The 13,005-nt window shown below is 64.6% G+C and carries 10 protein-coding genes and 1 pseudogene; 8 read left to right on the top strand and 3 right to left on the bottom strand.

All coding sequences use genetic code 11. The features are described from left to right. Positions 1 to 2: 2 nt before the first annotated feature. The 3 genes and pseudogenes from IHE30_RS13285 to IHE30_RS13275 form a co-directional block, all read left to right on the top strand. Positions 3 to 110 (top strand): annotated as a pseudogene (locus IHE30_RS13285) (1-deoxy-D-xylulose-5-phosphate synthase N-terminal domain-containing protein); the annotation flags it as partial. A gap of 199 nt (positions 111 to 309) precedes the next feature. Continuing rightward, complete coding sequence (locus IHE30_RS13280; protein ID WP_337691237.1) at positions 310 to 1,443, top strand: hypothetical protein; 1,134 nt, start codon at positions 310 to 312, stop codon at positions 1,441 to 1,443. Between the two features lie 204 nt (positions 1,444 to 1,647). Then, positions 1,648 to 2,100 carry a hypothetical protein gene (locus tag IHE30_RS13275; RefSeq protein WP_337691235.1) on the top strand — a complete coding sequence of 151 codons (453 nt, stop codon included), beginning with the start codon at positions 1,648 to 1,650 and terminating at the stop codon, positions 2,098 to 2,100. 19 nt (positions 2,101 to 2,119) lie between these two features. On the opposite strand, the gene IHE30_RS13270 is transcribed toward IHE30_RS13275, so the two are convergent. Then, entirely contained in the window at positions 2,120 to 4,774 is a 2,655-nt protein-coding gene (locus IHE30_RS13270; protein ID WP_337691233.1) for an MMPL family transporter, read from the bottom strand. A 267-nt stretch (positions 4,775 to 5,041) separates the two neighbouring features. Here IHE30_RS13270 and IHE30_RS13265 point away from each other — a divergent pair, with 267 nt between their 5' ends. The 5 genes from IHE30_RS13265 (at position 5,042) to IHE30_RS13245 (ending at position 10,008) form a co-directional block, all read left to right on the top strand. Next, complete coding sequence (locus tag IHE30_RS13265) at positions 5,042 to 5,674, top strand: MlaC/ttg2D family ABC transporter substrate-binding protein (RefSeq protein WP_337691231.1); 633 nt, start codon at positions 5,042 to 5,044, stop codon at positions 5,672 to 5,674. 119 nt (positions 5,675 to 5,793) lie between these two features. After that, on the top strand, positions 5,794 to 6,717 hold the full coding sequence (ispH, locus tag IHE30_RS13260) for a 4-hydroxy-3-methylbut-2-enyl diphosphate reductase (RefSeq protein ID WP_337691229.1): 924 nt from the start codon (positions 5,794 to 5,796) through the stop codon (positions 6,715 to 6,717). A gap of 16 nt (positions 6,718 to 6,733) precedes the next feature. Then, on the top strand, positions 6,734 to 7,855 hold the full coding sequence (gene hpnH, locus IHE30_RS13255; protein WP_337691228.1) for an adenosyl-hopene transferase HpnH: 1,122 nt from the start codon (positions 6,734 to 6,736) through the stop codon (positions 7,853 to 7,855). Beyond that, entirely contained in the window at positions 7,855 to 8,850 is a 996-nt protein-coding gene (gene hpnA / locus IHE30_RS13250) for a hopanoid-associated sugar epimerase (protein ID WP_337691226.1), read from the top strand. Before hpnH ends, hpnA begins: the two co-directional genes overlap by 1 nt. Positions 8,851 to 8,853: 3 nt before the next feature. Continuing rightward, positions 8,854 to 10,008, top strand: coding sequence for a glycosyltransferase (locus tag IHE30_RS13245; RefSeq protein WP_337691224.1), 1,155 nt, complete (start codon positions 8,854 to 8,856; stop codon positions 10,006 to 10,008). Positions 10,009 to 10,174: 166 nt separating this feature from the next. Here IHE30_RS13245 and IHE30_RS13240 read toward each other — a convergent pair whose 3' ends face one another. Both IHE30_RS13240 and shc read right to left on the bottom strand, forming a co-directional pair. Next, positions 10,175 to 10,948 (bottom strand): phosphorylase family protein, encoded by a 774-nt coding sequence (locus IHE30_RS13240; RefSeq protein WP_337691222.1) that lies wholly within the window; start codon positions 10,946 to 10,948, stop codon positions 10,175 to 10,177. Continuing rightward, entirely contained in the window at positions 10,945 to 12,948 is a 2,004-nt protein-coding gene (gene shc, locus IHE30_RS13235; protein ID WP_337691221.1) for a squalene--hopene cyclase, read from the bottom strand. Before shc ends, IHE30_RS13240 begins: the two co-directional genes overlap by 4 nt. Positions 12,949 to 13,005 lie beyond the last annotated feature (57 nt).

Genomic DNA, 13,005 nt, shown 5'->3' with positions numbered 1-13,005 from the left:
GCGGCGAGCATCATCGTGCGATCGCGGTGATCGGCGACGGGGCGATGATCGCCGGCGACGCGCTCGAGGCGCTGAACAACGCCGAGATGCTGCACACGGGATTGCAGATCGACGGGCCGAGCGCGGTGCGCTATGCACGGGACACGGGGCAAGCGAACTGCGTAGCCCTGCTTGTGCTATTGGCCCGTTGCCGGTCAACCGGATAAGACGTTGACATTCGCGGGCGTTGGCCGCGACATCGCTTCCGCGTCGCGGCAACGATGACGCGGCGTTATCCTCCCGGCGTTTTACATGTCGACGGAGGAATCGATGTCGATACCATCCATACGTTCGGTCCGCATCGCGTCGCCAGCGGAGGAACGAAACGCTTCGCTGCCACGCTCGCCGGTCACTGCTTCGGCGCAGCACACGCCCCTCATGCTCGACGGACTACCACGCCGCCGCTCGAGCGCGGCTAACGGCGTTGATATCCCCGCAACGCGGCGCGACTCCCTGGCGCGACAGCTGGACGCGCATTTTGATACTGACTGGCATCCGCTCTATCATGCGCCATGGACAGAAGCCGCCATGGGGCCGGCCAGCGCCTGGAATCCGTTCCCGGTTTGGCAAGCCGAGCCGGCGTCGCCGCTGTCATCGGTCGGCGCGCAGTGGCGCGATGCGTTGTTGCTGTTGCCGTCCGCTCAATATCTGGCCGCACACGGCATGCCGCTCAGTGAGCTTGGGCTCGAGCTGAATGCGTCGAGCCATAGCGACGAGCCGCGGTTGTCGAAGGTGCTGGTTCATGACGACGAGCCGCGGCTGCCCGACGTGCGCGCTGAGGGGGGCGAGCCACGTCCGTCAGATAGGCTGACCCATGATGACTTGCGTGCATTGGTGCGTTCGCTGACGCAGCACGTCGAGCGCCGCCGGCTGCGTGCGATGTTGCGCGTCGCCCAGCGGGCAGAGCCCGCGATAGCGCCGCCGGCCGATTCGAACGACGGGGCGACGTATCGCAGCACGCTACGCGAAGCCATCCGGCAGTCCATGTTTCTGCGCTCCACCCGCGCACTACGGGAGGCCGTGTGCCGGTACGCACCCGTATTCGGTGAGCCGGCATTGGCTGGTCCGGTGCCCGACAGCACGCTGAGGGCCATGTTGAGGGCTGCCGCCGTCGATGGCCAGCTGCCGATGAATCTGGCGGAATTGGTGTTGCTGCCGGACGGGATGACTAAGCCGCTGCGCCAGCGGGCCAAGGAGGCTGGCGGGGTGATCGCGCCAGTGCCGCGACAGGGCGACAAGGCGCGGGCCGATGATGGGGGGGAAGATGACGCGCAGCAAGCGATGTCTGCGTTGGAGGCGCTACAGGTGAACGGCACGATTTCGGAAGATCAGTACATTGCCGCGGCCAATCGGCTGGCGTCGCTGCTCGGCTACCACGTGGGAAGTTATCCGCGTGCGGTTTAGCAAAGGATGGCGTGGCATAAAGGATAGCGCGCGACATAAAGGATGGCTTGGCATTGCATGGAAGCGTCGGTCACCGACATGATGCTAGCTGGAGCGTTGCATTCTGCCGTGTATTCGGATCTGCGGTAAGCTGCATCGCACAGATTATCTGTACTGCGATATATCTGCGGTATGCTGGCCGCCTTGTTATTTAAGGAGCAACCTGTGCCGTCTCCCGCACAAGCCAGCCTACCTGCCGGGATTTATCCTGACGATTCCCCGACTCTGCGACCGGAGCGCGAATCAGACTTGCTGCCGTCTGCCATACCCCGTGCCAGCACGGCCACGCTGCTTCCCGCTCCGCTTGAGGGGCTCAGCACATTTCCGTTATCCGAACCGGTGTCGGCCGCTGGTACGGAGCGGAGTTCCGGGTTCGCTACCCGCAGCGCGGCGGCGACGGTTCAGCAAGGCAGCGCTGATTTGCCATCGTTTGTCCGGGGTCCGTTGCCGCCATTGCCGTACGAGCGCGAACAGGCATCGCGCAGCCTCAGCGACGATGATAGGGCGGATATCTTGGCGTATGCCGATGCCGTGCCTTCTCCGTCAGAACCGGTCACGCGTGTACCGGCGCAATGGAGCCGGTGCGATATCATCGGCCACGCGGCGCCCGCCGCGTGAGCGCCGACGCGACCACGCGCTAGCGTGATTTTGCGTCGTCGGCGCGCTGCTTATCGTGGGCACGCCGCGAGGCAGCAGTGCGCGCAGCCTGCTCGCGCGGCTTGCCCATCAGCACCGGCTGGAAGAGCACCGCGCCGATCAGCGTGCACACGAGCGACAGCGCGAGTAATTCGCCCATGCTCGAGGTGCCCGGATGATGCGACAACCACAGGCTGCCGAACGCGGTCGCCGTGGTCCCGGCCGACAAAATCACCGCCTGGGTCAACCCAGACTGCAGGAGTTTCGTCGCGCCGGCACGCCATGCCATCACATAGTAGATCTTGAACGCGACGCCCACGCCCAGCAACAGCGGCAGCGCGATGATATTCGCGAAGTTCAGCGGCAGGTTCAGCACCACCGACAGCTCGAGTGTCACGACCGCCGAGACCAGCAGGGGCACTAGCGTGCGCAGCACGTCGCTCAGGCGTCGCAGCGCGATCCACAGGAGCACCGTGATCGACACCAGCGCCAGCACGCCGGCCTGCACGAATGCGTGCACGATCGTGTCGGCCGAGTGCAGGATCGAAATCGGTCCACCGATGGCCTGCGGCTCGGCGGCCAGCACGGCAGCACTGAATGCGCGCAGCTTCGTATCGTCGTCGGGACTCATGCTGGTGGCTAGCTTGGGCGAGATCTGCACAAGGGCACGCCCGTCGGCGGTGACCCACTGCGAACGCAACTCGGCCGGCAACGTCTGCAGCGTGATCGAAGTGGGCTTGAGCAAGTTCGCCAGCGACGCGAGCGACAATTGCAGCGGTTTGGCGATCGCATTTTCGGCACGATCGCGCGTGGCCGCATCCGCCGCCGCCAGCTTGCGCAGCGACGCCGCCAAATGTTCGGCTTCCTTTGCACCGGGCCCCGGATGATCGAGTGCCGCGTTCTCCAGCATCGCAGCCGCATTGCGCAATGCTGACACGCGTGCACCGTCGGGTGCGGAATCAGAGGGTGTTTGCTCCAGCACGGGCAACAATTGCCGTGCCGCCTGTGCGATCGTGGCCAGCTTCTGCGGCTGGTCGTCGGGCACAAAACTGGCGGCCGTCACCACACGGCCCACTTCAGGTAGCGCGCGCAGCTTGTTGGCGGCCTGCTGCGCGTCGTCCAGCGACGCGGCCAGCAATTGGACATCGTTGACGCCGGTGTCGGACGCGCTGGCCAGCGAGGCGAGCGTGCGCATCGATTCGCTATTTGGATCTTTCAAATGCAACGGATTGAAGTCAAAGCGCAGTTGCGTGAGCAGCGGCAAGCCTGCTACGACCAGCGCGAGCGTGACAAGCAGGAGCGGGTTGCGATGGCGCTCGGTGAATTCGTCCAGCGGGGCGAGCAACTTGAATCCGGGCGCTGCGCCGCGCCCGGTCGGCCGCAACACCGAGATCAGCGCTGGCAGCAGGGTCACGCAAGACGGCAACGCGATGAACAGAATACCCACGCCGGCAATCTGCCCAAGCTCCGATATGCCGCGGTATGCGGTCGGCAGGAACGAGAAAAAACTTGCGGCGGTGGCTGCGGCCGCGAGCAACAGCGGCATCGCGATCGAGCGCGCGGTGCCCTCCAGCGCGCGCTCCAGGTTGCCGCACAGATGGAACTGCTCGCGATAGCGCACGGCGAACTGAATGCCAAAATCTACGCCGATCCCGACGAATAGCACGGCGAACGCGACCGAGATCATGTTCAATGCGCCGACCATCATCAGTCCGAGCGCGGCGGTGATCGCGAGCCCGACCAGCAGCGTCAGGAACACGGCGAACACCAGTCGGCGCGAGCGGACCGCGAACCACAGAATGACCAGTACCGTGAGCAGTGTCCCGATGGCATTGGGCACCGCACCTTCGCGGACCGATCCGAACTCTTCGTCGGCCAGTGGCCGGGGGCCGGTCAATTGCACGCTGGCGCCATAACGCTGCGCCAGCTGCAACTCGGCCGCCACCTGCTTGATCCGTGCTGCCGCCGCGGCCCCCGCCTCCAGCGATCGGTAGTCGAGCAGCGGTTGCACTTGCACGAACGCGCGCGAGGGCACGTCTGGTGCGACCAGTCCGCTCCACGACAGGCCGGCCGGCTGTCCGGCGAGCACCGCATCGACCGTGTCGGCGCTGCGACCCAGCAGCTTGGCCATGCCGGGCAGCGTGACCTGGCCGGTTTGCAGCGGCGTGAGCAGCGTGACCGACAGCAGGCTAGACAGGCCGCGCAGCGATGGGTCGTGCGCGAGTCGGTTCAGCAGGGGCCGTGCATCGACCAGTTTGCCGGTCAACTCAGTCAATTCGTTCTGCGACATGAACAGCAATCCATGACGCTCGAAGAACGCGCCGCCGTCCGGGCGTGTCACGCACGAGAAGTAAGCGGTTTCCGATTTGAGCCGCATGGCCAGCTCGGCCGCCGCGCGTTGCGCGAACTCGGCCGCCGGTGCCTGGACGACCGCCAGCGTGACGTCAGCCCGCTGCGGGAACGCGTCGTCGATCGCCTTGCCGCGCTGCGCCCACGGCGTGTTTTGGTCGATCAATCCGGCGACGTCGGTATCGATTGCAAAATGTTTCGCGATGTACACGATACTGGCGGCGCACAGCAAGATCGACACCGCGATGACGAAGTACGCATGCCGCGTCGAAAAACGCACGATGCGGGCGAGGAGCGAAGTCAGCATGGGGATGGCCTGAAATTCGGGGGTCGGCGCCGAGTATACAGGGTGTGGCGTGAGCGCTTTGCAGGGTGCGGTGCGAGCGCTCTGACGAAACGCCGCTAGCAGTCGTGATGCGCGCATCGTGCCTGCATGCCGGTTCGCCACCGCGCGGGAGGCCGAGTTGCGTTAAGCTACGACCGCGGAACGCTGGCTATTGCGGCAAAAAACGCTGGTTATTGCGGCAAAAGGTGGAATCGAGGTAGTCGATATAAATTTTGTGGAAAAATTGCGATGAACAAATGGTTGACCTTCGTGGTAGCGCTGTGTGTATTCGGTACGATGGGTACGGCGCTCGCCCAGACGCCGAAAGGCGGTGCCGCGAGCCCGAGCGATGCGGTGCGCAGTGCGGTGGAAAGCGTGGTCAAGGCGACGCGTGCTGATGTTGCCGCGCGTAGTGGCGATGTCAACGCGACAACCAAAATCGTCGAACGTGAGTTCCTACCGTACACCGACTTTGCCAGGACGACGCGTATTGCCGTTGGCGCGGCAGCCTGGAAGCAGGCGACGCCGGCGCAGCGCAAGCAACTGGTCGAGCAGTTCCAGCTGCTGCTCGTGCATACGTATGCGCTGCAGTTGACGCAGATCCGCGACCAGCATGTACGGTTCCGCTTCGAGCCGGCGACGCTCAGTGCCAAGGGGACGGACGCGGTGGTCAAGACCCGTGTGCAGGGCAGCGGCGATGACATGGATGTCGGCTACCGGCTCGGCAAGGGGCAGGACGGCTGGCGGATTTACGACATCGACATGATGGGCGCGTGGTTGATCCAGATTTATCAGCAGCAGTTCGCGAGCCAGATTGCGCAAGGTGGCATCGACGGGCTGATCCGGTACCTCAGTGCGCACAATGCGCGCTTCGGTCAGTAACTTCTTTTAATTCAAGCCGTTTGCGGCGAATTGTTGCGTTTCCTGCAACAAGTGGCGCTGTTGAATCTGCATGAATCGGCCATGAGCGTTAAAATCGCCCACCGCCTATGGAGAACTCTATGCAAGTCATTCTTGCTCAACCCCGCGGGTTTTGCGCCGGCGTGGTTCGCGCGATCGAAATCGTCGAGCGCGCGTTGCAGAAGTACGGCGCTCCTGTTTATGTGCGCCACGAAATTGTCCACAATCGGCATGTGGTGGAATCGCTGAAGGCCAAGGGCGCGCGTTTCATCGATGAGTTGTCCGAGGCGCCACCGGGGGCGGTGACGATTTTCAGCGCACATGGCGTGGCGAAAGCGGTCGAGGACGAGGCTCACGAGCGGGGCCTGCGCGTGCTCAATGCGACCTGTCCACTGGTGACCAAGGTCCATCTGCAGGGCAAGAACTATTTGAAGAGTGGCCGTCAGGTGATCCTGATCGGCCACGCCGGCCACCCGGAGATTCTTGGCACGATGGGGCAGATCGACGGGCCGGTGTCGCTGGTGCAGACCGAGGCGGACGTCGAGCGGCTCAACATCCCGGTGGACACGCCCGTTTCCTACGTGACTCAGACGACGCTGTCGGTCGACGAGACGCGCGGCATCATTGCGGCGTTGAAACGGCGCTTCACCGATATTGTCGGTCCGGATACGAAGGACATCTGCTATGCGACGCAGAACCGGCAGACCGCAGTGCGTGAGTTATGCAAGCGCGCGGATGTGCTGCTGGTGGTGGGCGCAACCAACAGTTCGAACTCGAATCGGCTGCGCGAGATCGGCGCCGAATCGGGCGTGCCGAGCTACTTGCTCGCCGACGGCAGCGAGCTGAATCCACAGTGGGTCCGCGGGGCGAAGACCATCGGGTTGACCGCGGGTGCGTCGGCGCCGGAATCGATGGTCAACGACGTGATCGACGCACTGCGTCGGCTCGGCCCGGTTGACGTATCGGTCATGGACGGCATTGAAGAAAACATCCAGTTCAGGCTGCCGGCTGAACTGACCGCGTGAAGCAAAGGAGTCAAAGTTGGCCATCCCATTTCTGCAATCCGCGTACGTCGGCGCTTACCTGGTCAAGCAGCGACTGAAGCGCAACAAGCGTTATCCGCTCGTGCTGATGCTCGAGCCGCTGTTCCGCTGCAACCTGGCGTGTTCGGGTTGCGGCAAGATTGATTACCCGGATCCCATTCTGAACCAGCGTGTATCGGTGGCCGAGGCGCTCGAGGCGGTTGATGAATGTGGGGCGCCGGTGGTCTCGATCGCCGGCGGTGAGCCGTTGCTGCATAAGGAAATGCCTGAGATCGTTAAAGGCATCATTGCGCGCCGCAAGTTCGTCTACTTGTGCACGAATGCGTTGCTGCTCGAAAAGAAGATCAAGGATTACCAGCCGAGCCCATTCTTCGTCTGGTCAATCCACCTGGACGGCGACCGCGAGATGCATGACAAGTCGGTTTGCCAGGAGGGCGTGTACGACCGTTGCGTATCGGCGATCAAGCTGGCCAAGTCGCGCGGCTTCCGCGTCAACATCAACTGCACATTGTTCAACGACGCGCAGCCCGAGCAGGTCGCGACGTTCTTCGATGAGGTCAAGCGGCTCGGCGTCGACGGGATCACCGTGTCGCCTGGCTATGCTTATGAGCGCGCGCCCAACCAGCAGCATTTCTTGAATCGCGAAAAAACCAAAAATCTGTTCCGCGATATCCTGCGGCGTGGCAAGGGCGGCAAGGCGTGGTCGTTCAGTCAGTCCAGCCTGTTCCTCGATTTCCTCGCCGGCAACCGCACGTACCATTGCACGCCGTGGGGCAATCCGACCCGCACCGTGTTCGGCTGGCAGCGACCGTGCTACCTGCTCGGCGAAGGCTACACGAAGACCTATTGCGAGTTGATGGAGACGACCGACTGGGACCGGTACGGCACGGGCAATTATGAGAAGTGCGCGGATTGCATGGTTCACAGTGGCTACGAGGCGACCGCGGTGAACGATACGCTCTCCCATCCGTGGCGGGCGCTCGGCGTGTCGCTGCGCGGCGTGAAGACCGAGGGTCCATTCGCGCCGGACGTCTCGTTCGATCGCCAGCGTCCGGCCGAGTATGTGTTCTCGCGGCACGTCGAGATCAAGCTGGCCGAATTGCGTCAGTCCAAGACGTAATGTCGGTCCGCGTGCTGGTGACCGGCGCGTCCGGTTTCGTTGGCTCGGCGCTGGCCCGGGCCGCGCTCGCGCGTGGCTATCGTGTCCGCGCGTTGGTGCGGGCGAGCAGCCCGCGCGGCAACTTACGCGACCTGGATATCGAGCTGGCCGAAGGTGACATGCGCGATGCCGCATCGGTGGAGCGCGCGCTCGATCAGGTCGATGTATTGTTCCATGTGGCGGCCGACTACCGGCTGTGGGCGCGCGACAGCCATGAAATTATGCGTGCCAACGCCGACGGAACCCGCTGCGTGATGCAGGCAGCACTGCGTCGGCGTGTCGAACGCGTCGTCTATACGAGCAGCGTCGCGACACTGCGCGTGAGCGGCGCCACCGGTCCGGTTGACGAGACCGCGCCGGCCGACGAGGCGAGCACGATCGGCGTCTATAAGCGCAGCAAGGTGGCCGCCGAGCGTCTCGTCGAGCAGATGGTCGCGCAGCAAGGGCTGCCGGCGGTAATCGTGAACCCGTCGACGCCAATCGGGCCGCGTGACATCAAGCCTACGCCGACCGGACGCATCATCGTCGAGGCGGCGACTGGCAAGATGCCGGCCTTCGTCGATACCGGCTTGAATCTCGTGCATGTGGATGATGTTGCACAGGGCCATCTGCTTGCGATGGACCACGGGCGGATCGGCGAGCGCTATATCCTCGGCGGCGACGACGTGCTGCTGCGCGAGATGCTGGCGGCGATCGCGCGGATGGTCGGGCGCAAGCCGCCGTCGATCGAGCTGCCGCGCTGGCCATTGTATCCGATTGCGCTGGCGGCGCAAGGCGTCGCGCAATGGACGGGCCGCGAGCCGTTCGTAACCGTCGATGCGTTACGGATGTCGCGCTACCAGATGTTTTTCAGTTCCGCGAAGGCGCGGCGCGAACTGGGCTATCACGCCCGGCCGCATACTGACGGCTTGCGCGATGCGCTCGACTGGTTTCGCGTCAACGGCTACTTGAGGTGAAGCGTGCTGACAGCCATTGCAGCGCTATCGCTGGTGATCTGGATCGTGCTGCTCGTGGCGCGCGGCGGATTCTGGCAGGCGCAAGAACGGGATGATCGGTATCCGCCTGGCACTGGCACCCCTGATGCGTGGCCGGCGCTCGTCGCGGTGATGCCGGCGCGCAACGAGGCCGCTTCGATTGCGCAAACGGTGAGCAGCCTGTTGCGCCAGGACTACCCGGGATCGGTACGGGTCGTGGTCGTTGACGACCACAGCGAGGACGGCACTGCTGCCGTCGCGCGTGACGCGGCGCGTGCCATGGGTGCCGCCGAGCGGCTTACGGTACTGCGCGGCGAGCCCTTGCCGGCTGGCTGGACCGGCAAGCTTTGGGCAGTCTGGCAAGGTATTGAGGCCGCGCGCGCCACCGATCCGCCGCCTGCGTGGTTGCTGTTGACAGACGCCGACATCGAGCATGTGCCAGACAATCTGCGGCAGCTGGTCACGCGCGCGATCGTAGACCGGCGCGTCATGGTTTCGCTGATGGCAAAGCTACGCTGCGACGCGTGGTTCGAGCGCGCGCTGATCCCGGCCTTCGTGCTGTTCTTCCAAATGCTGTATCCGTTTTCATGGGTCAATCGGCGTGACCATCCGATGGCGGCCGCGGCGGGCGGATGCATGCTGGTGCAGGAGGAGGCATTGCGGGCGGCCGGCGGCATCGAAGCAATCCGCGATGAGATCATCGATGACTGTGCGCTGGGTGCCCGGATGAAGGCGCAAGGCGCGATCTGGCTTGGCCTGACTCATCGGGCGCGCAGCGTGCGACCGTATGACAATCTGGGCGAGATTCGCCGCATGGTCGCGCGTACCGCGTATGCGCAACTGCACTATTCGCCGTGGTGGCTGGGCGTCACGCTCGTGTCACTGCTGGTCACCTTCGTCGCGCCGCCGCTCTTAGCTCTGTTCGGCAGCGGGCTGGCCCGCCTCGCGGGCGCGCTGGCCTGGGCGGCGATGACCTTCGCATATCTGCCCATGTTGCGCTTCTACGGTCGTTCACGCTGGTGGGGGCCTTGCCTGCCGGTCGTCGCCGCGGTGTACACCGGCTTCACACTGGACTCCGCGTTGCAGCACTGGCGTGGCCGTGGCGGCATGTGGAAGGGCCGCGCGCAGGCGCGGCGTTGAGTCGGGAAATAATGTCCGTTGAGTCGGGGCGATGAGGTTCGTCGAGCCGGCAGTGCTGTCCGTTGAGGCGAGCGGTGATGTCATTGGACGCAGGGTGCCGGCGGCGTCGTTGGCGCGCGGTGGCGCAGGCGGCGTCGTTGGCTCGAGGTGGCGCAGGCGGTGCCAGCTAGTAGCCTGCCGATGTCGCCACGATGTGGCCGCCCGCGCGGGACGGAAAACTGAATGCCGTGCCGATCCGGCGCCGTGCTGCGACCAGCGCGCGACGGGCATCCCGCGCATCGCGCGCGAGCGCCAGCAGTGCAGGCAATTGACCCGGATGGGCGAGCACTGAGCGTAGGACGGCGCCCAGGTTTGTTGACCCGTCGTCGTTGAGCGCTGCGGCCGCAGCCGGCGGCACAGAGCGCTCGGCTGGATCGACAATCGCGCGCACGCACACGAAAGGCAGGCCACGCTCATATGCGATGCGGGCGACGATGTGCGACTCCATGTCGGCAGCCCACGCGCCATACGCATGCTGCAGCTGCTGTTTGTCTGCCGCCTGGCTGACGGGCATTTCGACGCCGGCAAGATCGGCGTAGACCGCGCCGTTGAGCCGCTCGAGCAGCGCGTGGGACCATCGTTCGTCGCTCGCGTAGCGCTCCCCGCTGACTGGCGTTGCATCGTTACGCATTGCCGCGCTCGCTGGGTGCGGGAGGGGCAGGTCGACGGCCAGCACCGAACGGGCCACCAGCAACGCGCCGGGGCGCAACGATTCCACCAGTGCGCCCGCGGTGCCAAAGCTCACCAGCGCTGAACAGGACCGGCTCTGCGCGACGATCGCGCCAAGCGTGGTCGCTAGTCCGGCATTTTGCTGACAGATCACGCGTACGTCCGGACCTGCGGCGATCCGGGCCTCGAAGGCGAGGCCGGTGACCACCACCACCGGTGCGTCATGTATCACATTCCGCAGGCTACGGTACATGCGTTGCGTACGGTGAGATTGCGGTAGCGTGCGAGCGCCCACAGCGGGAAGAACTTGCGGTAGCCGTGATAGCGCAGGTAGAACACGCGGGGGAATCCGGTCGCGGTGAACCGCGCCTCGTCCCATAGCCCTTCGTCGTTCTGCGTGTCCAGCAAGTACGCGATGCCGCGCGCGACAGCTTCGTCGTGTTCGCAGCCCGCCGCCATCAGCCCCAGCAGTGCCCATGCGGTCTGGGACGCGGTGCTCGGCGCCCGTTCGTAGCCTCGGTAGTCGAGCTTGTAGCTGTCGCCACCCTCGCCCCAGCCACCGTCTGGATTCTGGATCGAGCGCAACCAGTGCGCCGCGCGCTGCATGGGCGACGTGTTCGGCGCGACGCCGGCGGCGCGCAGGCCGCACAATGCGGACCAGGTGCCGTAAAGGTAGTTCATCCCCCATCGGCCATACCAACTGCCCTCATCCTCCTGGCCGGCGAGGAGGTAGTGCTTGGCGCGCGAAGCCGACGCCTGCCGCTGCGGCGTGCTGGGCAGTTGCGCAAGCATCGATAGACACCGCGCCGATACGTCTACCGTTGGCGGGTCCAGCAACGCGCCATGATCGGAGAACGGAATGTTGTTCAGGTATAGATGCGTGTTTTCCGGCTCGAACGCGCCCCAGCCGCCGTTGTGGCTTTGCATGCCGACCACCCACTCGCAAGCCCGGTCGATCGCGTTGCGGTAGCGATCGCGCACCTGCAGCTTCTCAACGCGGTCCATCGCCATCGCGACCACCGCCGTGTCGTCCACGTCTGGGTAATGCGGGTTCGCGAACTGGAACGCCCAGCCGCCAGGCCGCACGTTTGCACGACGTGCAATCCAATCGCCTCGGGTGTTCAGGATTTGCAGTGGTAGCAGCCAGTCGAGTCCCTTCGCCGCGTGCTCGATCGCGCGCGGTTCACCGGTCTCCAGCAGCGCGTGCGCAGTCAGCGCGGTGTCCCAGACGGGTGATAGGCAAGGCTGGCAATAGGCCTCGTGGTCGTGGATCACCAGCAACTTGTCGATCGACTTGCGTGCGATCGCGCGATGCGGATGGTCTGGCGGGTAGCCGAGCACGTCGTACATTAGCACCGAGTTGACCATGGCCGGGAAGATCGCGCCAAGGCCGTCCTCGCCGTTTAGGCGCGCGTCGACGAAGTGCACCGCGGCGTCGATGGCCTTCTGGCGCGACTGTTTCGGGAAATACGGATCGAGCTTGCGCAGCAGCGCGTCGATGCCCGAGAAGAATGAAAACCATCCTTGGCTCTGATGCGAGGCCTTCGATATCGGCCCGACGTCGCGTGGCGAACCGACAAAAATCTCGTCGATCCCGATGCCGCGAGGATTGCGCGCGCGCGGCCGCCTGGCTTGCAGCACGAGCAGCGGCACGATGACGGTGCGCGCCCAATACGCCACTTTCGACAGGTGAAACGGAAACCATGTCGGCAGCAGCATGATCTCCACGGGCATCATCGGCACCGCCCGCCAGTCGAGTATGCCGTACAGCGCGAGCAAAATCCGCGTGAACACGTTGCTCTTGGCGGCGCCGCCCCGCGCTAGGATCGCATCGCGCGCACGCTTCATATGCGGTGCGTCAATTGGCTCACCGATCATCTTCAGCGCGAAATACGCCTTGACGCTGGCGCTCATATCGAAGGCGCCATCGTGGAACAGCGGCCAGCCGCCGTGCTCGCCCTGGATGCGCTTCAGATAGGCGCCGATCTTCGCTTCGAGCACGGGATCCGGTGTCTCCCCCAGATAATGGACCATCAACACATACTCGGCCGGGATTGTCGCGTCGGCTTCTAGTTCGAACAGCCAATGGCCATCGTCATGCTGCGCGTCCAGCAGCGCGTTAGTCGCCGAGCGGATCGCCTGCTCCAGCCGGTCGGTCGGCGGTGGCGCGCTGGCGGGCGCGGTGCGCGCGTCATCGACGTCGGGATTCAACGGTTCGTGCAACATGTTCATTCGTATTCCTCGCAACAATTCCGCTGTGCGGCGTGCGGCCGGCAGCGAGCCGGTCGC

It is taken from the genome of Mycetohabitans sp. B46, assembly GCF_037389205.1.
Classification (GTDB): Bacteria; Pseudomonadota; Gammaproteobacteria; order Burkholderiales; family Burkholderiaceae; genus Mycetohabitans.
Note: the sequence above shows the minus strand (reverse complement) of the source record. Positions and strands in the feature narration are given on the sequence as shown.

What these genes read in the sequence shown, in the direction of transcription:
- IHE30_RS13280 (WP_337691237.1), top strand. Translation starts at nt 310, where the DNA reads ATGTCGATACCATCCATACGTTCGGTCCGCATCGCGTCGCCAGCGGAG.
- IHE30_RS13270 (WP_337691233.1), bottom strand. Translation starts at nt 4,774, where the DNA reads ATGCTGACTTCGCTCCTCGCCCGCATCGTGCGTTTTTCGACGCGGCAT.
- IHE30_RS13265 (WP_337691231.1), top strand. Translation starts at nt 5,042, where the DNA reads ATGAACAAATGGTTGACCTTCGTGGTAGCGCTGTGTGTATTCGGTACG.
- ispH (WP_337691229.1), top strand. Translation starts at nt 5,794, where the DNA reads ATGCAAGTCATTCTTGCTCAACCCCGCGGGTTTTGCGCCGGCGTGGTT.
- hpnA (WP_337691226.1), top strand. Translation starts at nt 7,855, where the DNA reads ATGTCGGTCCGCGTGCTGGTGACCGGCGCGTCCGGTTTCGTTGGCTCG.
- shc (WP_337691221.1), bottom strand. Translation starts at nt 12,948, where the DNA reads ATGAACATGTTGCACGAACCGTTGAATCCCGACGTCGATGACGCGCGC.